The 21,130-nt window shown below is 63.1% G+C and carries 20 protein-coding genes; 14 read left to right on the top strand and 6 right to left on the bottom strand.

Annotated features, from left to right (window positions below):
- The first annotated feature begins 15 nt into the window (after positions 1-15).
- Both KDW96_RS03690 and KDW96_RS03685 read left to right on the top strand, forming a co-directional pair.
- On the top strand, positions 16-1,341 hold the full coding sequence (locus tag KDW96_RS03690; protein WP_255839072.1) for an ATP-binding protein: 1,326 nt from the start codon (positions 16-18) through the stop codon (positions 1,339-1,341).
- Positions 1,342-1,513: 172 nt separating this feature from the next.
- Positions 1,514-2,449 carry a chemotaxis protein CheV gene (locus tag KDW96_RS03685; RefSeq protein ID WP_255839071.1) on the top strand — a complete coding sequence of 312 codons (936 nt, stop codon included), beginning with the start codon at positions 1,514-1,516 and terminating at the stop codon, positions 2,447-2,449.
- Here KDW96_RS03685 and KDW96_RS03680 read toward each other — a convergent pair.
- Positions 2,446-2,931: a DUF1499 domain-containing protein gene (locus KDW96_RS03680; RefSeq protein WP_255839070.1), complete on the bottom strand. Its 486-nt coding sequence runs from the start codon at positions 2,929-2,931 to the stop codon at positions 2,446-2,448. The genes KDW96_RS03685 and KDW96_RS03680 overlap by 4 nt on opposite strands.
- Here KDW96_RS03680 and KDW96_RS03675 point away from each other — a divergent pair.
- Positions 2,930-3,736 (top strand): MOSC domain-containing protein, encoded by an 807-nt coding sequence (locus KDW96_RS03675; protein ID WP_255839068.1) that lies wholly within the window; start codon positions 2,930-2,932, stop codon positions 3,734-3,736. The two genes, KDW96_RS03680 and KDW96_RS03675, sit on opposite strands and share 2 nt — an antisense overlap.
- Positions 3,737-3,773: 37 nt before the next feature.
- On the opposite strand, the gene KDW96_RS03670 is transcribed toward KDW96_RS03675, so the two are convergent.
- The gene (locus KDW96_RS03670; protein WP_255839067.1) at positions 3,774-5,702 is read right to left on the bottom strand and encodes a transglycosylase SLT domain-containing protein; all 1,929 of its coding nucleotides are present in this window, start codon (positions 5,700-5,702) and stop codon (positions 3,774-3,776) included.
- A 313-nt stretch (positions 5,703-6,015) separates the two neighbouring features.
- Here KDW96_RS03670 and KDW96_RS03665 point away from each other — a divergent pair, with 313 nt between their 5' ends.
- A complete protein-coding gene (locus KDW96_RS03665; RefSeq protein WP_255839064.1) occupies positions 6,016-7,938 on the top strand; it encodes an ATP-binding cassette domain-containing protein in 1,923 nt (640 codons plus the stop codon).
- Positions 7,939-8,001: 63 nt separating this feature from the next.
- Positions 8,002-8,688 carry a DUF6901 family protein gene (locus KDW96_RS03660; RefSeq protein WP_255839062.1) on the top strand — a complete coding sequence of 229 codons (687 nt, stop codon included), beginning with the start codon at positions 8,002-8,004 and terminating at the stop codon, positions 8,686-8,688.
- Between the two features lie 45 nt (positions 8,689-8,733).
- Here KDW96_RS03660 and KDW96_RS03655 read toward each other — a convergent pair whose 3' ends face one another.
- Positions 8,734-9,174 (bottom strand): universal stress protein, encoded by a 441-nt coding sequence (locus KDW96_RS03655; RefSeq protein WP_255839061.1) that lies wholly within the window; start codon positions 9,172-9,174, stop codon positions 8,734-8,736.
- An 87-nt stretch (positions 9,175-9,261) separates the two neighbouring features.
- Here KDW96_RS03655 and KDW96_RS03650 point away from each other — a divergent pair, with 87 nt between their 5' ends.
- The gene (locus KDW96_RS03650; protein WP_255839060.1) at positions 9,262-9,699 is read left to right on the top strand and encodes a hypothetical protein; all 438 of its coding nucleotides are present in this window, start codon (positions 9,262-9,264) and stop codon (positions 9,697-9,699) included.
- An 85-nt stretch (positions 9,700-9,784) separates the two neighbouring features.
- Here KDW96_RS03650 and KDW96_RS03645 read toward each other — a convergent pair whose 3' ends face one another.
- Positions 9,785-10,591, bottom strand: a complete 807-nt coding sequence (locus KDW96_RS03645) for a hypothetical protein (RefSeq protein ID WP_255839059.1) — start codon at positions 10,589-10,591, stop codon at positions 9,785-9,787.
- 482 nt (positions 10,592-11,073) lie between these two features.
- On the opposite strand from KDW96_RS03645, the gene fadB reads away from it, so the two are divergent.
- The 6 genes from fadB to KDW96_RS03615 all read left to right on the top strand — a co-directional run bounded on the left by fadB (position 11,074) and on the right by KDW96_RS03615 (position 18,367).
- Positions 11,074-13,221, top strand: coding sequence for a fatty acid oxidation complex subunit alpha FadB (gene fadB / locus KDW96_RS03640; protein WP_255839058.1), 2,148 nt, complete (start codon positions 11,074-11,076; stop codon positions 13,219-13,221).
- Positions 13,222-13,251: 30 nt separating this feature from the next.
- Positions 13,252-14,427, top strand: coding sequence for an acetyl-CoA C-acyltransferase FadA (fadA, locus tag KDW96_RS03635; protein WP_255839057.1), 1,176 nt, complete (start codon positions 13,252-13,254; stop codon positions 14,425-14,427).
- 78 nt (positions 14,428-14,505) lie between these two features.
- Positions 14,506-14,742, top strand: coding sequence for a DUF1653 domain-containing protein (locus KDW96_RS03630; RefSeq protein ID WP_255839056.1), 237 nt, complete (start codon positions 14,506-14,508; stop codon positions 14,740-14,742).
- Between the two features lie 115 nt (positions 14,743-14,857).
- The gene (gene topA / locus KDW96_RS03625; protein ID WP_255839055.1) at positions 14,858-17,467 is read left to right on the top strand and encodes a type I DNA topoisomerase; all 2,610 of its coding nucleotides are present in this window, start codon (positions 14,858-14,860) and stop codon (positions 17,465-17,467) included.
- Positions 17,468-17,537: 70 nt separating this feature from the next.
- A complete protein-coding gene (locus tag KDW96_RS03620) occupies positions 17,538-18,056 on the top strand; it encodes a DUF6586 family protein (protein WP_255839054.1) in 519 nt (172 codons plus the stop codon).
- Between the two features lie 77 nt (positions 18,057-18,133).
- Positions 18,134-18,367, top strand: a complete 234-nt coding sequence (locus KDW96_RS03615) for a hypothetical protein (protein WP_255839053.1) — start codon at positions 18,134-18,136, stop codon at positions 18,365-18,367.
- A 114-nt stretch (positions 18,368-18,481) separates the two neighbouring features.
- Here KDW96_RS03615 and sulA read toward each other — a convergent pair whose 3' ends face one another.
- A complete protein-coding gene (gene sulA / locus KDW96_RS03610) occupies positions 18,482-18,955 on the bottom strand; it encodes an SOS-induced cell division inhibitor SulA (protein WP_255839052.1) in 474 nt (157 codons plus the stop codon).
- A 10-nt stretch (positions 18,956-18,965) separates the two neighbouring features.
- A complete protein-coding gene (gene lexA / locus KDW96_RS03605; RefSeq protein ID WP_255839051.1) occupies positions 18,966-19,577 on the bottom strand; it encodes a transcriptional repressor LexA in 612 nt (203 codons plus the stop codon).
- 268 nt (positions 19,578-19,845) lie between these two features.
- Here lexA and KDW96_RS03600 point away from each other — a divergent pair, with 268 nt between their 5' ends.
- Entirely contained in the window at positions 19,846-20,553 is a 708-nt protein-coding gene (locus KDW96_RS03600; protein ID WP_255839049.1) for a TetR/AcrR family transcriptional regulator, read from the top strand.
- A 48-nt stretch (positions 20,554-20,601) separates the two neighbouring features.
- On the top strand, positions 20,602-21,126 hold the full coding sequence (locus KDW96_RS03595) for a L,D-transpeptidase (protein ID WP_255839048.1): 525 nt from the start codon (positions 20,602-20,604) through the stop codon (positions 21,124-21,126).
- Positions 21,127-21,130: the final 4 nt, after the last annotated feature.

Genomic DNA, 21,130 nt, shown 5'->3' with positions numbered 1-21,130 from the left:
AGGAAAGGTTTGTCGATGACGGTTGAGACCGAGGGTTTGCTGCAGTCGGATCTGCAGGCGGTGCTGCAGAACATCAACCTGGGCGTGCTGCTGCTCGACGGCGAGTGCCGGGTGATGTTCTGGAACGAGTTCATGGTCCTCAATAGCGGTCGGGACATTGCGGATGTCGTCGGCAAGTCGCTGTTCGAGGTCTGTCCCGAACTGCCGAAGCTGTGGGTGCAGAAGAAGGTCGATTCGGTCTTTGCCTTGCAGAACCTGGCCTTCACCTCCTGGCAGCAGCGCCCTTCGTTGTTCAACTTCTCCGGCAGTCGGCCCATCACCGGGCAGGCCGAAGCGATGTACCAGAACTGCACCTTCTCGCCGGTGCTGGATGCCGAGGACAACGTCAAGTACGTTTGTCTGACGGTTGCCGATGCCACCGAGACCGCGACCCAGCACCTGCAGCTGGAGCGGCTCAACCAGTTGCTGCAGTCTGAGAAAGACGAGCAGGCCCGCCTGATTCGCAAGCTTGAAGATACCCAGGCGCAGTTGCTGCAGTCGGAAAAAATGGCCGCAATCGGCCAGCTGGCCGCCGGTGTGGCGCACGAGATCAACAACCCGGTGGGCTACGTCTACTCCAACTTCAGCAGCCTGCAGAACTACGTCGGCGACCTGTTCAGCCTGATCGACGCCTATCAGAAGGCCGCCGAGCAGCAGGATGCCGCTTTCCGCTCGGTGCTGGAGGGCATCAATCGCAGGCTCGACTACGAGTTTGTGCGCGACGACATGGCGGACCTGGTGAAGGAATCGCGCCAGGGCTTGGAGCGGGTCAAACAGATCGTGCAGGACCTGCGCGACTTCTCCCATATCGACTCAGGTGACTGGCAGCTCGCCGATCTGCACAAGGGGCTCGACAGTACGCTCAACGTGATCTGGAACGAGATCAAGTTCAAAGCCGAGGTGGTCAAGGACTACGGCGACTTGCCGATGGTGGAGTGCCTGGGTTCGCAGCTCAACCAGGTGTTCATGAACCTGATCGTCAATGCCGCCCATGCCATCGAGAAGCAGGGCATGATCTGGCTGGAGACCGGTCGTCAGGGCGAGCTGGTGTTCGTGCGGGTGCGCGACAACGGCGGCGGTATTGCGCCCCAGCACCTCAGCCGGCTGTTCGAGCCGTTCTTCACCACCAAGCCGGTAGGGCAGGGCACTGGGCTTGGCCTGTCCGTTTCCTACAGCATCGTCGACAAGCACAACGGCAGGCTGGAGGTCGAAAGCGAAGTGGGCAAAGGAACCGCATTCACGGTCTGGCTGCCGCTGCGTCAGCCGCAGCCAGAGAGTGTCAGCGAAGCGTCCGCACCCTGATGTCTGGACGCAGGGCTGCCGGTTCTCCGTCGCCCGTATAGCGGCGCTGAGCACCTCTGATTTCGCATTGCACAGCTGAGCATCATGGCAGGCGTCTGCGGTGACTTCAGTTGTGCCGGCTCCGGCCGATACCCCACCTGCAGCTTGGCACGACAACCCTTAGGAGTACGCAATGGCCGGCATTCTCGACACGGTCGATCAACGCACCCAGCTGGTGGGTGAGAACCGCCTGGAAATTCTGATGTTCCGCCTGGCCGGCCGGCAGCTGTTCGCGATCAACGTGTTCAAGGTGCAGGAGGTCCTGCAGATGCCCAAGCTGACCCTGATGCCGCACCGCCATCGCTGCGTCTGCGGGGTCATCAACCTGCGTGGTCAGACCCTGCCGGTGATCGACCTGTCCCAGGCCATTGGCATGCGCCCGCTGGTCCCGGATGAGCGCAGCACCATCATCGTCACCGAGTACAACCGCACCGTGCAGGCCTTCCTGGTGGGCGGTGTCGACCGCATCCTCAACCTCAACTGGGAGTCCATTCTGCCGCCACCCGGTGGCGCCGGGCGCCAGCACTACCTGACCGCAATCACCAAGGTCGAGGAGCAGCTGGTCGAAATCATCGACGTCGAGAAGGTGCTGGCGGAGATCGTGCCCTACAGCGTGAAGATCTCCAGCGAGCGGTTGAACGACCCGCTGCTGGAGCATGCGCGAGGCCGTGAGGTGTTGCTGGTGGATGACTCGAGCGTGGCGGTGGCTCAGCTGCGCGATACCCTGTCGCAACTGGGTATGAAGATGCACGTGGCGACCGATGGCCTGAAAGGGTTGCGCCTGCTCAAGCAGTGGGCGGATGCCGGGGAGGTCCTGACCGACAAGTTGCTGATGGTGTTCACCGATGCGGAAATGCCGGAGATGGACGGCTACCGCCTGACCACCGAGATCCGCCAGGACCCGCGCCTGAAGGAGCTGTACGTGGTGCTGCACACCTCGTTGTCCGGCAGTTTCAACGAGGCCATGGTGAAGAAGGTCGGTTGCGACAACTTCCTCTCCAAGTTCCAGCCGGACAAACTGGTCGAGGTCATCCGAGAGCGCTTGCTGCTCGACCAGGTGAGCGCCTAGGGCCTCTGCCCGAGGCGCTGCCGCAGCCGTTCGATGCGTTGCCGGTTGACGCCGAAGTCCCCATAGCCGAGGCGTGAAGCCGAGCGCACCTCGACCGCCTGCTCGCCGATCAGAAACTCCACATCGTCGACGAAGCGAAACACCCGGCTGCTGAATTCGGCGCGCAGATAGCGAGTGTCCTGCTCCACCAATTGTGCCCGCGGCTCGCTTGCAAGCATGGCAACCAGGCGTGCCCGGGTCTGCTCCGCGTCACCCAGCAGGGGCAGTGGTTCGACCCGCTGCTGCGCGTCGCTGGCCTGGCTGTTGACGCAGTTCGGCGAGTCGGGGCATGGCGCCAGGCGGCCATCGTGCACGCCGAGGTTGGCCGGCGGGCTGCCACTGCAGGCAGCGAGCAAAACCGACAGTGCCAGACCGGCCGCAGGCTTGAAGCCGCGTCGCCTTGCTCGTATAAGGGCGCTTTGCCGAAGGGAAAACAGGCTCATGCTCCGCCTCTCTGGGTTGTACCGTTATCCGTTGAAATCGGCCATCGCCGAGCCCCTTGCGCACGCGCAGCTGGACGCCCTGGGGCTGTCGGGTGACCGCCGCTGGATGGTAGTCGATGCGGCCAGCGGACGCTTTCTGACCCAGCGGCTATTGCCGCAGATGACTCAACTGACGGCCCGCTGGCAGGGGGACGAGCAACTGCTGCTTGGCGCACCGGGCATGAGCGACCTGAAGGTGGCGCTGCCCGGCGTGCAGGCCGAGCTGCGGGGCGTGACCATCTGGCGCGACAGCCTGCAGGTGCCGGATGCCGGCGATGAGGCGGCGCGCTGGCTGAGCCAGTTTCTCGGGCGTCCTTGTCGCCTGGTGCAGGTGCCCGAGGCGCGCGCTCGGCAGGTCGATACCGCCTATGCCGAAGTCGGCGACAAGGTGGCGTTTGCCGACGGTTATCCGCTGTTACTGATCGGCCAGGGCTCGTTGGACGACCTGTCGGCGCGGGTTGGCCGGCCACTGGAGATGTTGCGCTTTCGCCCCAACCTGGTGGTCGAGGGCGCGGAGCCCTATGCCGAAGACAGTTGGAAGCGCATCCGTATCGGCGACCTGGAGTTTTGTCTGGTCAAGGGCTGCTCGCGCTGCATCATGACCACCCTCGATCCCCACAGTGGCGAACGAAACGCCGATCGCGAACCGCTGGCGACCCTGCAGGGCTATCGCCAGCGCGAGGGCGAGGTGTATTTCGGGCAGAACCTGATCGCCGGTGGCGCCGGTGAACTGCTACTGGGCATGCCGGTCGAGGTCATCGAATAGGTCTGGGGGAATGCCCCCTATCCTGGGCGCCTGAACATCACTGGTCGTCGAAATAACGCTCGTGCCAGCCGATCAGCGGCTGTGGTGCGTTGAGCTTCTGGCCGTAGATCACCGAATACGACAGCACGTTCTGCACGTATTGCCGGGTTTCATCGAAGGGGATGTTTTCGATCCAGACGTCGTAGGCCAGGTGGTCGGCGCCACGCAGCCACTGGCGCACGCGGCCTGGGCCGGCGTTGTAGGCGGCGGAGGCGAGCACGCGGTTACCCTTGAACTGGCCGTAGATCTGGCTCAGGTAGGCCGCGCCCAGCTGGATATTGACCTCCGGCCGGTAAGCCAATTGCGTCGACGGCAGGCTTATGCCGAAGCGTCGCGCGGTTTCCTTGGCCGTGGCCGGCATCAACTGCATCAGGCCCATGGCCCCGACCGGCGACCGGGCGTCGGCCATGAAGGCGCTTTCCTGACGGGTGATGGCGAACACCCAGCTGGAATGCAGGCCGCGCTTCTTCGCTTCGCTGGTCAGCTCTGAGCGGTGGGCCATGGGGAAGCGCACTTCGAGGTCATCCCAGTACTGGGCCTGGCTGATGGTGCGGATGGCCGGGAAGTACCAGCCCTTGTCGTAGGCCAGGCGGGCCTGGGCGACCAGCTCCTCGCGGCTGAACAGGCGGCTGACGTGGTACCACTCGCGGCGCCCATCGACGATCTGGCCGCGCGCATGGAATTCCAGGGCGCGGCGGATACCGGCGGCATTACGCACTTTCGCCAGCGTCTTGCTGTCGAGGGCCAGGGGCTTGTTGTTCAAATGGTAGGGCGCCTTGACCTGGTCGGCGGCCATGAAGCCGTAGAAGTCGCGTTCCTTCGCCAGCCCCTGATAGAGGGCTTGGGGCTCCTGGCTGTTGGGCTGGGCCAGCTGCAGGCTGCGCGCCTGCCAGTAGCGCCAGCGGCTGCTCTGCGCCAGGTCGGCGGGCATCTGCCGGGTCAGCTGGTGTACCTCGTTCCAGCGGCCCAGGCGCAGCAGCAGACGGGCGCGCCACTCGCTGACGGTGTTGTCGCGCAGCTCCGGATCGTATTTGGCCATCACCTCGAGGGCGCGGGCATCGAAGCGTTTGGCCAGGGTCAGGCCGATCTCGCGGGCAATCGCCACCTTCTCCTCGCTGGAGAAGCGCATGCGCTGGGCATAGCCGTCGAGCAGGCTCAGTGCCTTCTCCGGGTCCTGCCGGGCGAGGCGGCGCAAGCCCAGGCCGACTACGTCGGCCATGGCCCAGTCGGCCGGGGCGAACCGGGCCGTTTGACTGAGCAGTTGCGGCTTCTGCGCCACCTCGATCAGCAGCTGCCCCTGCCTGTCCAGGCTCGGCAGGGTCTTGGCCAGGTACTTGGCCAAGCCATAGTTGCGCGCCTCGGCGGCCAGCTTGATGCGTTGCCAGCGCCTCTTCTCGGTGAGCTGACCGGCTGCGTCCCAACGCTCGAACAGGGGGTCGCACGCCTCGGGTTGGGATTTGCCGACCAGCCAGAGCTTTTCTGCGGTGGCGTACCCGGCCTCGGTCTGACCGTGGCGGAGTTGGTACTGGCCATACAGGCAATCGAGTTCGGTGAAGTTCAGCGCCGGGTCGTAATGGTTGACGAAGGTTTGCCATTCGCCGCGCTCGGCCAGCCAGCGCAGCCAGCGCAATTTCATCCAGCCGGCCTGTGGCAGGTCGCCGTGTTCGGCGAGGAACTTTTCGATCTCGCCATTGCTCGCCGACTTCAGGCGGGCGGTCAGCTCGTCGTAGGCCAGGTACGGTTCCAGCGGGTAATCGCGCAAGGCATTGGCGTAGCGTCGGTAGGGTTCGCTGTTGCCTTTGGCCAGCGCACGCTTGGCCTCGTCGTAGTATTGGCGCTGCTGGTCCAGGCTGGTCGCCTGGGCCGAGGCGACTGTAGTGGCGGAAAGACAGAAGCAGGACAACAAGAAAAGCAGGCGACCGCGCATGACACTTCCGGGAAGGTGGTGTGAGTGGGCGCCAAGGGTGCTGGCGCTGAGTGCGGTTAGCTTAGCCTTTTGCCCCCCGGCGGCGAAAGCGTGACCGCCGACTGGCGGGTCAATGCAAATTGCCCGCAATTCCGCGGCCTATCTCGGTTAGAATGCGCGCCCAGTTTTTGTCGCGGCCCAGGGCCTCGGCAAGTCAGTTTGTGCTGAAAACGGGATGAAAAGTCGAGAACTGAAGCGCAAGTCGACAAGCAGTCGCTGCGCTCCTCCGACCTTCTCCGCCCGCGCAGCACCAGTCGTATCGTCGAGGCGTGTGATGACCCTGCTCAAGTTCACCGATGTTTCCCTGGCCTATGGCGCCATGCCGCTGCTGGACAAGGTGTCCTGGCAGATCGCCCGTGGCGAGCGGGTGTGCATCATCGGCCGTAATGGCACCGGCAAATCCAGTCTGCTGCGTTTGGTCAAGGGCGACCAGCACGCCGATGACGGCGAGATCTGGCGGGCGCCGGGGCTGAAGATCGGCGAACTGCCGCAGGAGTTGCCGCGTGCCGACGAGCGCACCGTGTTCGACGTGGTGGCCGAGGGCCTCGACGGTGTCGGTGCGCTGCTGGCCGAGTACCACCACCTGAGCCAGAACATCCACAGCGATGCCGACCTGGACAAGCTGATGCACGTCCAGCAGGACCTCGAGGCGCGCGACGGCTGGCGTCTGCAGCAATTGGTCGATAGCACCCTGAGCCGCCTGCAGCTGCCGGCCGACAAGACCCTGGCCGAGCTGTCCGGAGGCTGGCGTCGCCGCGTGCTGCTGGCCCAGGCGCTGGTCTCGGAGCCGGACCTGCTGCTGCTGGACGAGCCGACCAACCACCTGGACATCGGCGCCATTGCCTGGCTGGAAGAGGCGCTGCTCGGGTTCAACGGCGCGGTGCTGTTCATCACCCACGACCGCGCCTTCCTGCAGAACCTGGCCACGCGCATCCTCGAGCTGGACCGTGGCGGTCTGATCGACTGGAACGGCGACTACGCCAGCTTCCTGGTGCACAAGGAGCAGCAACTGGCCGCCGAGGAGACCGCCAACGCCCTGTTCGACAAGCGCCTGGCCCAGGAGGAAGTGTGGATTCGCCAGGGCATCAAGGCCCGCCGGACCCGCAACGAAGGTCGCGTGCGCGCGCTCAAGGCCATGCGTGCCGAGCGCAGCGAGCGGCGTGAGCGTCAGGGCAAGGCGAATATCCAGCTGGATGTGGCGGAGAAGTCCGGCAAGCAGGTGATGGTGGTCGAGCACGTCGGCTTCGCCCACCCGGGCGGTCCCAAGCTGGTCGATGATTTTTCCATGGTGCTGCAGCGTTCCGACCGTATCGGTCTGCTCGGTGCCAACGGCACCGGCAAGACCACGCTGCTCAAGCTGCTGCTCGGCGATCTGCAACCCACCGCGGGCAAGATCGAGGTCGGCACTCGCCTGGAAGTGGCCTATTTCGACCAGTTGCGCCATCAGCTGGAGCCGGAGAAGACGGTTATCGACAACGTTGCCGAAGGCCGCGACTTCATCACCATCGATGGTCAGAGCCGTCACGTGCTGAGCTATCTGGGCGACTTCCTGTTCAGTCCCCAGCGTGCACGTACGCCGGTCAAGGCCCTTTCCGGCGGCGAGCGGGCACGCCTGCTGCTGGCCAAGCTGTTCAGCAAGCCGGCCAACCTACTAGTGCTGGACGAACCGACCAATGACCTCGACGTGGAAACCCTGGAGTTGCTGGAGGAGGTGTTGCTGACCTTCCCCGGCACCGTGCTGATGGTCAGCCACGACCGGGCCTTCCTCGACAACGTGGTCACCAGCACCCTGGTGTTCGAGGGTGAAGGGCGTGTGCGCGAGTATGTCGGCGGCTACCAGGACTGGCTGCGCCAGGGTGGTTCGGCGCGATTGCTCGGCGTGGGCGAAAGCAAGGCGGGCAAGGCCGAGCTGGCCTCGGCGGTGGTTGCGCCCGCGCCCGAGCCGGCGGCAGCAGAGCCGGCCACGCCGGCGGCGGGGAAAAAGAAGCTAAGTTACAAGCTGCAGCGTGAGCTGGAAGCGCTTCCCGCCCAGATCGATGCGCTGGAGGCGCAGATCGCCGCCCTGCAAGCGCGCGTGGGTGACCCGGCGTTCTATCAGCAGCCGGCGGAGGAGACGGCCGCAGCCTTGGCCCAGCTGCAGGCGCTGCAACATGAACTGGATCAGGTTTTGGAGCGTTGGGCGGAACTGGAAGGCTGAAACCGTTCACAATACGGTCGAAAACCCTCAAACAGAACCTTTAGAAGTCTGGCGGAGCAAGGCATGGCCATCGAGTACCGGTTCACTCTCGACGACAATCATGAGTTCAGCTATCGCATCGAGCTGGAACGCGCATATGACCCGGAGCAGGCCAGCGCGGCGCCGAGCTGGACGCGCCTGGAGCATCAGCAGTGCAGCAACTGCCCGTTGAGCCGCAACACCTTCAGCCATTGTCCGGCGGCGGTGGACCTGCATAAGGTTATCGAGGACTTTCAGGGCTTGCCGGCCTTCAAGAAGGCCATGGTCTGGGTGCGCACGCCGGAGCGCGAATACACCAAGCACGCGGGACTCGAAGAGGGCCTGCGCGCGTTGCTGGGGGTGATCATGGCGACCAGCGCCTGCCCTGTGCTGGGCAAGCTGCGGCCGATGGCGCAGAACCACCTGCCATTCGCCAGTAACCAGGAGTTCATCCTGCGCGCCTTCTCGCTGTACCTGGCGCGCCAGTATTTCAATTTCCGCGAGGGGCGCCATGCCGATTGGGAGCTTAAAGGACTGGTGCGCACGTTTCAGCAACTGCAACTGGTCAATCAGGCGTTCTGGCAGCGCATACATGCCACCTGCGAGGGCGACTCGAACCTGAAGGCGTTCCTGACCTTCTTCTCGATGTCGTCGAGCATGACCTACTCGCTGGAAACCCAGTTGCAGAAGATTCGCCCGCTGGTGATGAGTGCCGGCGACAGCTTCGAGTAGCCGGCGCGGTGAATGACGCGGGGGCGTCATTCACCGGCCTCATGGCTATTCCGGCTTGTTCAGGCGAACGGCCAGCACGTCGCAGGGCGCGCCGTGCAGCACGTCGTTGGCGGTGGAGCCCAGCAGCAACGCCAGGCCGTGGCGGCCGTGGCTGCCGACCATGATCAGGTCGCAGCCTTGTTCCTCGGCCAGGCGGTGAATTTCCTGGCGCGGCTGGCCGTAGGCCAGATGACGCTGGTCGGTGCCGAGCTTCGGGTATTTGCCGGCAAAGCTGTCCAGCCGCTCACGCGCCTGATCGAATTGCTGCTGCTGCAGCATCGACAGGTCCATCGGCACATCACCGCCAAAGGCCATGGCCATAGGTTCGACGACATGCACCACGGACAGCTTGGCGTGACTGTTGGCGGCCAGTTTCTGTGCACGCTGCATGACCGGGTCGCATTCCTCGGTCAGATCGACGGCGACCAAGATGTGCTGATAGGGCATGGGTGACTCCTTAAAAGGTCAGGCGATGAGAGTAAGTATGACTGTATTGAACCCTGATGACAGGCTTTTGCCTGCGAGATAGCGCTTATGTCCCTGTGGCTCCTGTTGTTGCTCCTGGCCTGCATCCTCAGTCCGCTGACCTGGTTGATTCCTTCGCGGCGCCAGCGCGGGCAGATGGACGTGCGCCTGCAGGCGCGGCGAATGGGGCTGGCTATGCAGTTGTCGCGTCAGAAGTGGCCGCATTGGCTGGCGACGGAGCCGCCGGGCGCCTGCGCCCAATATCATCTGGGCCGCCGCCGTGGCCACCGGGACAGCTGGTGCTACTGGCAGGCCGTGCCGGGTCAGTGGGTGAATCAATGGCGTGAGCCGGTGGCGCAAGGGCCTCTGGCCGAGCAATTGGCGAGGTTGCCGGCCGATGTTTTCAAGGCCGAGGCCACGCCGCAGATGGTTGCCCTGTGCTGGGGCGAGCGCGGGCAGGACGACGGTCTGCAAAGAATCGTCGATTTTCTGCGGGCCCACGCCTGACGGACAAAGAAAGGCCCGGCGCAAGCGTCGGGCTGGAAGGGCGGCCAGGCAGGCCGGAAAAAGCGAATGGGGCACGCCGGTGGAGCTAGGACTGGGTGGCCGCATACTGAGCGGATACCTGCTCCAGTCCTTCGATGATGCTGTCTGAATATTTGTTGACCAGGAAGGGCACGCTGTTCTCGTTGTAGTTCTTCAGCGATTTCTCGATATAGCGCCATTTGGTGCTGATGCCGCTGAGAGTCTGCTTGATCTGCGACGTGTTCTGAGCCGCCTTCTCCAGCTGCGCCAGCTGCTCGGCGAACTGGCCGACCATCTCCTCGATAGGGCGGACCTCTCCGCCGCCCATGAACGTCGCGCCGACCGAGGCGCTGCGCAAGGCGTAATCCACCGCAATCTCCTGCATCAGCAGGCTCTGTTCGCGACTCTGCTGGGTGAGGGCGAGAACCTGGTGGCCGCTTTCCTGCTGAATCTTGTTGTACAGCTCCAGGCACAGGGCCATCAATTGACGGTTGTCGGCGGCCAGGTCAGCCACCGGTTGCAGGTCGGTGTAGCCCTGAGTCTTGAGGGTGACGATCAGCCCCTCGAGGTCGTTCCGGTAGCCGGTCCACTGCTGGGTGAGTTGCGCGCGCAGAGCCTTCGAGCCTTCACCGGGCATGTCGGTCAGCGCCGCCAGACGCTCGTTGGCTTCGATCAGCGACTGGCCAATCATTCGCGCATAACGCTGGTCGCCTTCCATGCCGTTGTACATGTAGAAATCGCCCAGGCTCTTCTGCGCCGCCAGTCGCAACTGGTGCAGCTCGAGCAGGTTGTTGGCGGGGTCGGCGGCGTGGCTGGTGGCACTGAACAGGGCGAGCAGGGCGCCTAGGGATATGGCAAGCAGTCGGCTCGACATGGCTACTCCGTGTCCCCTTGAGGGGGCATCTATTATTTTTGTTGTTGTATCGCCTGGCCATGCCATGGCGTATTTGAGACGACTGTACCCGGAGCAAAATAAATTTGCTAGGCATGCGCTGGATCACGTTTGTCCGGCTCTGAGTCGGCCAGATTGCCGAAATGCGATGGCGAAAATCGCCCTTCTGCCGCGCTACGGCGCGCTCTTGGACTGCCTTTAGAGGTAGGTGATGGCGCTCGGGGGGGCGGAGTGAGCCAGGCCGATTGACAAGTCAAAATTTTTCAACGAAGGTGTGCACACCCAAATCAAACGGGCGTATGAATTGAGTGTTTGCCTAAAACGGCAGCGCCTTTACAGTCCGAATATCGCGTCGGTGGGTGTGCCAGGTTCCTTGGAGCTATGTTCGGCGGTTGTGCCGAGGGTTAGCTTGCTGGTTGGCTCCGATGTGTACAGTTCAGCTTCCATACCGTGGAGATCAGTTGATGATTTACGAAGGTAAAGCCATCACGGTTAAGGCTCTTGAAAGTGGCATCGTCGAACTGAAGTTCGACCTCAAGGGTGAATCCGTCAACAAGTTCAACCGTCTAACCCTGAACGAGCTGCGTCAGTCGGTTGATGCGATCAAGGCCGATGGGTCGATCAAGGGCGTGATTGTCACCAGTGGCAAGGACGTATTCATCGTCGGCGCCGATATCACCGAATTCGTCGACAACTTCAAGTTGCCTGATGAAGAGCTGGTAGCCGGCAACCTCGAAGCCAACAAGATCTTCAGCGACTTCGAAGACCTCGGCGTTCCGACCGTAGCCGTGATCAACGGCATCGCCTTGGGCGGTGGTTTTGAAATGTGCCTGGCGGCGGATTACCGGGTCATGGCTGAGCGGGCCAAAGTGGGCCTGCCGGAAGTCAAACTGGGCATCTACCCGGGCTTCGGCGGCACCGTTCGTCTGCCGCGCCTGATCGGTACCGACAACGCGGTGGAGTGGATCGCCGCGGGCAAGGAAAACGCCGCTGCCGACGCCCTGAAAGTGGGTGCCGTCGACGTCGTGGTCGGTGCCGAGAAGCTCCAGGCCGCCGCCCTGGACCTGGTCAAGCGTGCCATTTCCGGCGAGCTGGACTACAAGGCCAAGCGCCAGCCCAAGCTGGACAAGCTCAAGCTCAATGCCATCGAACAGATGATGTGCTTCGAGACCGCCAAGGGTTTCGTGGCCGGCCAGGCCGGTCCGAACTACCCGGCGCCGGTCGAGGCTATCAAGACCATCCAGAAGGCCGCCAACTTCACCCGCGACAAGGCCCTGGAAGTCGAGGCCGCCGGCTTCGTCAAGCTGGCCAAGACCTCGGTCGCAGAGAGCCTGATCGGCCTGTTCCTGAATGATCAGGAGCTGAAGAAGAAGGCCAAGCACCACGACGAAATCGCCCAGGACGTGAAACTGGCCGCCGTACTCGGCGCCGGCATCATGGGTGGCGGTATCGCCTATCAGTCGGCGGTAAAAGGTACACCGATCCTGATGAAGGATATCCGTGAAGAGGGTATCCAGATGGGCCTGAACGAGGCCTCCAAGCTGCTCGGCAAGCGCGTCGAGAAGGGTCGACTGACGCCGGCGAAGATGGCCGAGGCACTCAATGCCATCCGTCCGACCATGACCTATGGCGACTTCGGTAACGTCGATATCGTCGTCGAAGCCGTGGTCGAGAACCCGAAGGTCAAGCAGGCCGTGCTGGCCGAAGTGGAAGCGGCCGTCGGCGAGAACGCGATCCTCGCGTCCAACACCTCGACCATCTCCATCAGCCTGCTGGCCAAGGCGCTCAAGCGCCCGGAAAACTTCGTCGGCATGCACTTCTTCAATCCGGTGCACATGATGCCGCTGGTCGAAGTCATTCGTGGCGAGAAGTCCAGTGAAGTGGCCGTGGCCACCACCGTGGCCTACGCCAAGAAGATGGGCAAGACGCCGGTCGTGGTAAACGACTGCCCGGGTTTCCTGGTCAACCGCGTGCTGTTCCCGTACTTCGGCGGCTTCTCCAAGCTGCTCGAGCTGGGTGTGGACTTCGTACGCATCGACAAGGTCATGGAGAAGTTCGGCTGGCCCATGGGCCCGGCCTACCTGTCCGACGTGGTCGGTATCGACACCGGCCACCATGGTCGCGACGTCATGGCCGAGGGTTTCCCGGATCGCATGGCAGTCGAAGGCCGCACGGCGGTCGACGTGATGTACGAAGCCAACCGCCTGGGCCAGAAGAACGGCAAGGGCTTCTATGTCTACGAGACCGACAAGCGCGGCAAGCCGAAGAAGGTCATCGACCCGCAGGCCTACGAGCTGCTCAAGTCCATCGTCCGAGAGCAGCGTGAAGTGACCGATGAGGACATCATCAACTTCATGATGATCCCGCTGTGCATGGAAACCGTACGCTGCCTGGAAGACGGCATCGTCGACACCGCCGCCGAGGCCGATATGGGCTTGATCTACGGCATCGGATTCCCGCCCTTCCGCGGTGGCGCGCTGCGCTACATCGACAGCGTCGGAGTCGCCGAGTTCGTCGCCCTGGCCGACAAGTACGCCGATCTGGGCGCGTTGTACCACCCGACCGCCAAGCTTCGCGAAATGGCCGCCAACGGTCAGAAGTTTTTCGGTTAAGCGCGCAACGACTAGAGCGAGAGTGAATTTATGAGCCTGAATCCTAGAGATGCAGTGATCGTCGACTTCGGTCGTACCCCGATGGGTCGTTCCAAGGGCGGCATGCACCGCAATACCCGCGCCGAGACCATGTCGGCCAACCTGATCAGCGGCTTGCTGGCACGCAACACCAAGGTCGACCCGGCCGAAGTGGAGGATGTCATCTGGGGCTGCGTCAATCAGACCCTGGAGCAGGGCTGGAACATCGCGCGCATGGCGTCGCTGATGACCCAGATCCCGCACACCAGTGCCGGGCAGACTGTCAGCCGCCTGTGTGGCTCGTCGATGAGCGCCCTGCACACCGCCGTGCAGGCGATCCAGACCGGCAACGGCGACGTCTTCGTGGTCGGTGGCGTCGAGCACATGGGTCACGTCGGCATGATGCACGGGGTCGACCCGAACCCGCACTTGTCGCTGTACGCGGCCAAGGCCTCGGGCATGATGGGGCTGACCGCCGAGATGCTCGGCAAGATGCATGGCATCGGCCGCGAGCAGCAGGACGCCTTCGGTGAGCGTTCGCACCGCCTGGCCCACAAGGCCACCGTCGAAGGCAAGTTCAAGGATGAGATCATCCCGATGCAGGGCTACGACGAGAACGGTTTCCTCAAGGTGTTCGACTACGACGAAACCATTCGTCCTGAGACCACCCTGGAGAGCCTGGCGGCCCTCAAGCCGGCGTTCAATCCCAAGGGCGGTACCGTGACCGCGGGTACGTCCTCGCAGATCACCGACGGTGCCTCCTGCATGATCGTGATGTCCGCTCAGCGTGCCCAGGACCTGGGCATCCAGCCGATGGCGGTGGTTCGCGCCATGGCCGTGGCCGGTGTCGACCCGGCGATCATGGGTTACGGCCCTGTGCCGTCCACGCAGAAGGCCCTCAAGCGCGCCGGCCTGAGCATGGCCGACATCGATTTCGTCGAGCTCAACGAAGCCTTCGCCGCCCAAGCCCTGCCGGTGCTGAAGGACCTCAAGCTGCTCGACAAGATGGAGGAGAAGGTCAACCTGCACGGCGGCGCCATCGCCCTGGGGCACCCCTTCGGTTGTTCCGGTGCCCGTATCTCCGGTACCCTGCTGAACGTCATGAAGCAGAACGGTGGGACTTTTGGCGTGTCCACCATGTGTGTGGGCCTCGGCCAGGGCATCACCACGGTCTTCGAACGCATTTAAGCGTTGGTGGACAAGAAACCGGGGCCCTGTGCCCCGGTTTTTGTTTGTTGGCGATAAGTTTTTTCAAGGAATTGTGCGATGCAGTTACAAACCGGTCTTTATCGTCATTACAAGGGGCCCGAATACCGCGTATTCGGCGTCGCCCGCCACTCCGAGACCGAACAGCAGATGGTCGTCTACCAGGCGCTATACGGCGATTTCGGGCTGTGGGTGCGGCCGCTGGAGATGTTCTGCGGGGAGGTCGTGGTCGAGGGTGAAACGGTGCCGCGTTTTGCCCTGGTTCAGGCTGAAACACCGGTAATTGGCGGGGTCTGAGCCGTTCGCGGGTCACGCCTTCGCTTGACCTCACCTTTGGCGCCACTATATATAGCGGTGCCGCGTCGGGCGCCGGTCGCCCTTCATTATTTAGAATTCAGGAATTTTCTGATCCATGGGTAAATCGCTGGTCATCGTGGAATCCCCGGCCAAGGCCAAGACCATCAACAAGTACTTGGGCAGCCAGTACGTGGTGAAGTCGAGCATCGGCCATATCCGTGACCTGCCTACCAGTGGCTCGGCAAGCGCCGCCAAGGAACCGGCCAAGCGCGGCAAGGCCGCGGCCGGCGAGGCGCCGGCCCTGTCGCCCAAGGAGAAGGCCAAGCGCCAACTGTTCTCCCGCATGGGCGTCGACCCCGAGCAGGGGTGGAAAGCCAAGTACGAGATCCTTCCCGGTAAGGAGAAGGTGGTCGAAGAGCTGCGCCGCTTGGCCAAGGATGCCGACACCATCTATCTCGCAACCGACTTGGATCGCGAGGGGGAAGCTATCGCCTGGCACCTGCGCGAGTCGATCGGTGGCGACGACAGCCGCTACAAGCGCGTGGTGTTCAACGAGATCACCAAGAAGGCGATCCAGGAAGCCTTCGCCGAACCGGGCGAGCTCGATATCAATCGGGTCAATGCCCAGCAGGCGCGACGCTTTCTCGATCGCGTGGTCGGCTACATGGTTTCGCCGCTGCTGTGGGCGAAGATCGCCCGCGGCCTTTCCGCCGGACGGGTGCAGTCGGTGGCGGTGAAGCTGGTGGTCGAGCGCGAGAAGGAAATCCGCGCCTTTGTTCCGGAAGAATATTGGGAAGTGCATGCCGACCTCGGCACCGGCAAGGGCGCTACCGTGCGCTTCGAGGTCGCCCGGGAGAACGGCGCCGCCTTCAAGCCACTGAACGAAGCCCAGGCCATGGCCGCCCTGGCGACGCTGAAGGACTCCAGCTACAGCATCGCCAAGCGTGAAGACAAGCCGACCAGCAGCAAGCCCTCGGCCCCGTTCATCACCTCCACGCTGCAGCAGGCCGCGAGCAATCGCCTGGGCTTCGGCGTGAAGAAGACCATGATGATGGCGCAGCGCCTTTACGAGGCCGGCTACATCACCTACATGCGTACCGATTCGACCAACCTCTCGGCGGACGCCGTGGGCATGGTCCGCGACTTCATCGAGAACGAGTACGGCAAGCAGTACCTGCCGGCCAAGGCCAACGCGTACAGCAGCAAGGAAGGCGCCCAGGAGGCCCACGAGGCGATTCGCCCCTCCGACGTCAACCTCAAGCCGACCCAGCTGTCGGGCATGGAGCGCGACGCCGAACGCCTCTATGAGCTGATCTGGCGTCAGTTCGTCGCCTGCCAGATGCCGCCGGCGGAGTACCTGTCCACCACGGTCACCGTGGCCGCGGCCCAGTTCGAGCTGCGCGCCAAGGGCCGCATTCTCAAGTTCGACGGTTATACCCGGGCACTGCCGCAGCAGAGCAAGCCGGGTGAGGACGATGTACTGCCGGAGATGAGTGAAGGCGAAGTGCTCAAGTTGCTCCAGCTCGATCCCAGCCAGCATTTCACCAAGCCGCCGGCACGCTTCTCCGAGGCCAGCCTGGTCAAGGAGATGGAGAAGCGCGGTATCGGCCGGCCCTCGACCTATGCGGCGATCATCTCGACCATTCAGGATCGCGGTTACGTCGCCTTGCACAATCGTCGCTTCTATTCCGAGAAGATGGGCGAGATCGTCACCGAGCGCCTGTCCGAGAGTTTTGCCAACCTGATGGACTACGGCTTCACCGCCGGTATGGAAGAGCACCTGGATGACGTCGCCCAGGGCGAGCGCGAGTGGAAGCACCTGCTCGATGAGTTCTACGGCGACTTCAAGGGCAAGCTCGAGGTGGCCGAGGCCAGCGAAAACGGCATGCGCGCCAACATGCCGACGCCCACCGACATCCCCTGTCGCGAATGCGGCCGGCCGATGATGATTCGCACCGCCTCCACCGGGGTGTTCCTCGGCTGCTCCGGTTACAGCCTGCCGCCGAAGGAGCGCTGCAAGTCGACCATCAACCTGATTCCGGGTGACGAGATCGCCGCCGATGATGAGGGCGAGTCGGAGTCCCTGGTGTTGCTGGGCAAGCATCGCTGCCAGAAGTGCGGCACCGCCATGGATGCCTACCTGCTGGACGAGACGCGCAAGCTGCATGTCTGCGGCAACAACCCGGACTGTGCGGGTTATGAGGTCGAGCAGGGTCAGTACCGTATCAAGGGCTACGAAGGGCCGAGTCTGGAGTGCGACAAGTGCGGCAGTCAGATGCAGCTCAAGACCGGCCGTTTCGGCAAGTTCTTCGGCTGCACCAACAGCGAGTGCAAGAACACCCGCAAGCTGCTCAAGAGTGGCGAGCCGGCACCGCCGAAGATGGATGCGGTGAAGATGCCCGAGCTCAAGTGCGAGAAGGTCAACGACACTTACGTGCTGCGCGACGGCGCATCCGGTCTGTTCCTGGCCGCCAGCCAGTTCCCGAAGAACCGCGAGACCCGCGCGCCTCTGGTGCTGGAATTGCTTCCGCACAAGGACGAGATCGATCCCAAGTATCACTTCCTGCTCGAGGCGCCGAAGAAGGACCCGGAAGGCCGTCCCGCAGTGATCCGCTTCAGCCGCAAGACCAAGGAGCAGTACGTGCAGTCCGAGGTCGAGGGCAAGCCTACCGGCTGGCGGGCTTTCTACGATGGCGGCAAGTGGAAGGTCGAAGACAAGCGCTGATCACGTAGTTCGCGCGCCGGTCCAGGCTGGCGCGCGTATAGTGATCTGATACGTTGTGGAGGGTGCTCGCATGGCCAATGAACTCTATACCCGCACCAATCAGAAAATGTTCTATGCCGGTCTGGCGCTTGAGTCCTGGCGCAAGGCGGAAGAGGGGCAGGCGATGAACGCCCAGGGCCTGATTCAGGCCGAGCGCGAGGCGGCGTTGTTCCACCTGTATGGCGCATTGCTTGGCTTGTGTCACGAGATCGCCGGCTACTACCGCTTGCCGGAGCGCACGGCGCCGCGTGCCGAACAGTTACTGAGTAGTGCCGTGCTCGAAGCGGCGCCGAGTCCGGAGCTGGCGGAGCTGATCGAGTTGGCGCAGCAGCCGGAAACCTGGCTGGCGCAGCTATTGCGCGCCTATGCCGAGCTGTTTCAGCCTCCTCAGGCGGAGCAGAAAGCCAAGGTCGACCCGACCACGCCGTTGATCGAGGCCGTCAGCCTGGATCGCGAATCGCCGCCGCTGGCACGGGCAACCCTTGAGGATTGGCGGCAGCAGCTCAAGGGCTTGGCCCAGCGTTTTCGCGAGTCGCTCACCGAGTGGTGATACGGCTCTGGATGGGCGGACTAGGGTGAAGCCTGGTCGGCTGTTACAATGCCGGCCTTTCGTGGAGAGCCTAACCAATGCCTACATCCTTCCTGGAAATTGTCGAGTTGCCCGATGGGCGAATAGCCCTGCGTCGAGCGGAGGATGAGGAGGCGCTGGTGGTGCTGGATTTCTCTGCCGATGCCAAGGCCTTCCTGCAGGGGCAGCACATTGAAGTGGCCAAGGCCATGCTGAACGTTGGTGTGCAGATGGCGGGCAGGTTGGCCGAAGGCGACTTTCAGCATGAGGAAGAGGCGCGCGTTCTGCATTGAGCCGCCGGGGCAGGGTCGCACTGCCTGTCAGTTTTCTAGCTCCTCTTTACTCTCGCCTAACCTGACCTCGAATGAACTCGCTCCTGTGTGCTTTCGGGGCTGCTCTTCATGTGCCTATCCCAGGCTGATATTCAGGCTCTGCGCCTTTCCCTGGCGGGCGGCTTGCTCGAGTCTTGATCGAGCCGCCTGCTCGAGTGGGTGCAGCCAGCTGATCACGGTATGACTGCGCCCCAGCTTCAAGGCCTGTTCGGCTAACTGCAGGGCGCTCTGCCTGTCGCCCGGTTGCAGCAGCAGGATGCGCTCGCGATTCAAGCCGGCGTCGCGCAGCCAGCTGGTGGTCAGCGTGACCGGCGGTGCTATCAGGGTCAGCCAGCGCGCATCATTGTTATCGCTTAGCTCCCGGAGAATTGGAGCCAGCAGGCTGAGACAGTGTCCCGCAGCGCCGCGCAGCGACAGCTCGCTGAATGCTTCCGGCTCCTCCAGCCAGGCCGGCGGTGACGCCTCGGCCAGTAGCGCCGGAGTCGGCGCGGCGAGAAACGCATCGAATAGCGGGAGTTGCGATCGGTTCAGTGGCTGCGGGGACTGCATAAATCCTCCTTTAGCGGCGAATGACGCCGACGCTCAAGCCTTCGATGACCAAGTCCTGTTCTTCCAGGTTCACCTCGATCGGGGCGAATTCGGGGTTCTCGGCAATCAGCCATACCCGGTTGCCCTCACGCTTGAAGCGTTTGACCGTCACCTCGTCATCTATACGGGCAACCACCACCTGACCGTTGCGCGCTTCGCGGGTGGTGTGCACGGCGAGCAGGTCGCCGTCGAAAATGCCGATGTCCTTCATGCTCATGCCGCGCACACGCAGCAGGTAGTCGGCGCGGGGGTGGAAGAACTCCGGGTTGATCCGGCAGGATTCTTCCACGTGCTGCTGTGCCAGTATTGGCGCACCGGCGGCGACGCGGCCGATGACCGGCAGGCCTTCCTCTTCGTTGTTGTTCGGCTCGAAGCCGGGAATGCGGATGCCACGGGAGGCCCCCGGGGTCATTTCTATGGCGCCCTTGCGAGCCAGGGCCTTGAGATGTTCTTCGGCGGCATTGGGTGACTTGAAGCCGAGCGCCTGCGCGATCTCCGCGCGAGTCGGCGGATAGCCGTTGTCTTCCAGGCACTGCTTGATGAAGGCGAGAATCTCGGTTTGGCGCGGCGTCAGCTTAAGCATGTCAGGACTCTGTTTTTTTATACAGTGACTGGGATTATATACAGTGCGATCGGCTTGGCAATCCACCTTTATTGCGCCGAGGCGTATTCGACCCTGTAGTTTGTGGGCGTCAGCGTGTTACTCGAAGGGCGTTCGGGGCGTCTTGATCTGCTGGCGAAGCTCGCTATTGTGCAAATGTGACTGCCCGGCCAAAAGACGGCTCGCGCGGCTTGACAAGCGGGTGGCCTGAAACGTATGTTTCAAACGAGTGTTTGTCAGGTGAAAGGTCATGGCCCAATCGGAAACCGTTGAACGCATTCTCGATGCAGCGGAACAGCTGTTCGCGGAGAAGGGCTTTGCCGAGACTTCGTTGCGGCTTATTACCAGCAAGGCCGGGGTCAACCTGGCCGCGGTAAATTACCATTTCGGTTCGAAGAAGGCGCTGATTCAGGCGGTCTTCTCGCGCTTTCTCGGGCCGTTCTGCGCCAGTCTCGAGCGTGAACTGGACCGCCGCCAGGCCAAGCCCGAGGCTAAGGTCAGTCTCGAGGAGTTGCTTGAGCTGCTGGTGGAGCAGGCCCTGGCGGTAAAGCCGCGCAGCGGTAACGACCTGTCGATCTTCATGCGCCTGCTGGGCCTGGCGTTCAGCCAGAGCCAGGGTCACCTGCGCAAGTATCTGGAAGAAGTGTACGGCAAGGTGTTTCGTCGCTACATGCTCCTGGTGCACGAAGCGGCGCCGCGCATTCCGCCGCTGGAGTTGTTCTGGCGGGTGCACTTCATGCTGGGTGCCGCGGCGTTCAGCATGTCCGGGATCAAGGCACTGCGGGCGATGGCCGAGACGGATTTCGGGGTCAATACCTCGATCGAGCAGGTGATGCGCCTGATGGTGCCGTTTCTGGCCGCCGGCATGCGGTCCGAGAGTGGGCTGGTCGATGAGGCCCTGGCCAACGCCCAGCACAAGCCTCGGAGCAAGAGTCCGGTCGCGCCCGCCAAGGTTTGATGCCCCACGGGTGGGCTTGGCGGGCGTGATCCGCTAAGCTAGCCGCCCATGCGCGCCCTCGATTTTCTCCACATCTCACTCGCCGATCAGTGCCTGTACGGCTTTGCCGACGGGCAGCTGTTGCTGCGTCTAGCGGTGTCTACTGCGCTCAATGGTCCGGGCGAGCTCAACGGCTCGGGCTGCACGCCCCGCGGCCTGCATCAGGTACGGGCGAAGATCGGCGAGGGGCTGCCGCTGGGGGCGGTGCTGCGTGGGCGGCGCTGGACTGGCGAGCTGTGGTCGGCCGAGCTGGCTGCGCAGTTTCCCGAACGTGACTGGATACTCTCGCGCATCCTCTGGCTCAGCGGCTGCGAGCCGGGGCGCAACAGGCTCGGCAAGGTGGATACCTTTCGACGCTACATCTACCTGCACGGTACGCCGGACAGCGAGCCCATGGGCGTGCCGCGTTCCCATGGCTGTATCCGACTGCGCAATGACGACCTGATCGCGCTGTTTCCCCTTGTGCCCCGGCAGTGTCCGGTGCGCATCGAGGAAGCGCCCTGTCCGGAATGGGCGGCAACGCCCCTCAATTAAGGAT

This window comes from Pseudomonas benzenivorans (assembly GCF_024397895.1).
GTDB classification, from domain to species: Bacteria; Pseudomonadota; Gammaproteobacteria; order Pseudomonadales; family Pseudomonadaceae; genus Aquipseudomonas; species Aquipseudomonas benzenivorans_A.
This window is presented reverse-complemented; position numbering and strand designations above follow the sequence as displayed.

Coding starts and splice junctions, on each gene's coding strand:
- KDW96_RS03690 (WP_255839072.1), top strand. CDS start 16: ATGACGGTTGAGACCGAGGGTTTGCTGCAGTCGGATCTGCAGGCGGTG.
- KDW96_RS03685 (WP_255839071.1), top strand. CDS start 1,514: ATGGCCGGCATTCTCGACACGGTCGATCAACGCACCCAGCTGGTGGGT.
- KDW96_RS03675 (WP_255839068.1), top strand. CDS start 2,930: ATGCTCCGCCTCTCTGGGTTGTACCGTTATCCGTTGAAATCGGCCATC.
- KDW96_RS03680 (WP_255839070.1), bottom strand. CDS start 2,931: ATGAGCCTGTTTTCCCTTCGGCAAAGCGCCCTTATACGAGCAAGGCGA.
- KDW96_RS03670 (WP_255839067.1), bottom strand. CDS start 5,702: ATGCGCGGTCGCCTGCTTTTCTTGTTGTCCTGCTTCTGTCTTTCCGCC.
- KDW96_RS03665 (WP_255839064.1), top strand. CDS start 6,016: ATGACCCTGCTCAAGTTCACCGATGTTTCCCTGGCCTATGGCGCCATG.
- KDW96_RS03660 (WP_255839062.1), top strand. CDS start 8,002: ATGGCCATCGAGTACCGGTTCACTCTCGACGACAATCATGAGTTCAGC.
- KDW96_RS03655 (WP_255839061.1), bottom strand. CDS start 9,174: ATGCCCTATCAGCACATCTTGGTCGCCGTCGATCTGACCGAGGAATGC.
- KDW96_RS03650 (WP_255839060.1), top strand. CDS start 9,262: ATGTCCCTGTGGCTCCTGTTGTTGCTCCTGGCCTGCATCCTCAGTCCG.
- KDW96_RS03645 (WP_255839059.1), bottom strand. CDS start 10,591: ATGTCGAGCCGACTGCTTGCCATATCCCTAGGCGCCCTGCTCGCCCTG.
- fadB (WP_255839058.1), top strand. CDS start 11,074: ATGATTTACGAAGGTAAAGCCATCACGGTTAAGGCTCTTGAAAGTGGC.
- fadA (WP_255839057.1), top strand. CDS start 13,252: ATGAGCCTGAATCCTAGAGATGCAGTGATCGTCGACTTCGGTCGTACC.
- KDW96_RS03630 (WP_255839056.1), top strand. CDS start 14,506: ATGCAGTTACAAACCGGTCTTTATCGTCATTACAAGGGGCCCGAATAC.
- topA (WP_255839055.1), top strand. CDS start 14,858: ATGGGTAAATCGCTGGTCATCGTGGAATCCCCGGCCAAGGCCAAGACC.
- KDW96_RS03620 (WP_255839054.1), top strand. CDS start 17,538: ATGGCCAATGAACTCTATACCCGCACCAATCAGAAAATGTTCTATGCC.
- KDW96_RS03615 (WP_255839053.1), top strand. CDS start 18,134: ATGCCTACATCCTTCCTGGAAATTGTCGAGTTGCCCGATGGGCGAATA.
- sulA (WP_255839052.1), bottom strand. CDS start 18,955: ATGCAGTCCCCGCAGCCACTGAACCGATCGCAACTCCCGCTATTCGAT.
- lexA (WP_255839051.1), bottom strand. CDS start 19,577: ATGCTTAAGCTGACGCCGCGCCAAACCGAGATTCTCGCCTTCATCAAG.
- KDW96_RS03600 (WP_255839049.1), top strand. CDS start 19,846: ATGGCCCAATCGGAAACCGTTGAACGCATTCTCGATGCAGCGGAACAG.
- KDW96_RS03595 (WP_255839048.1), top strand. CDS start 20,602: ATGCGCGCCCTCGATTTTCTCCACATCTCACTCGCCGATCAGTGCCTG.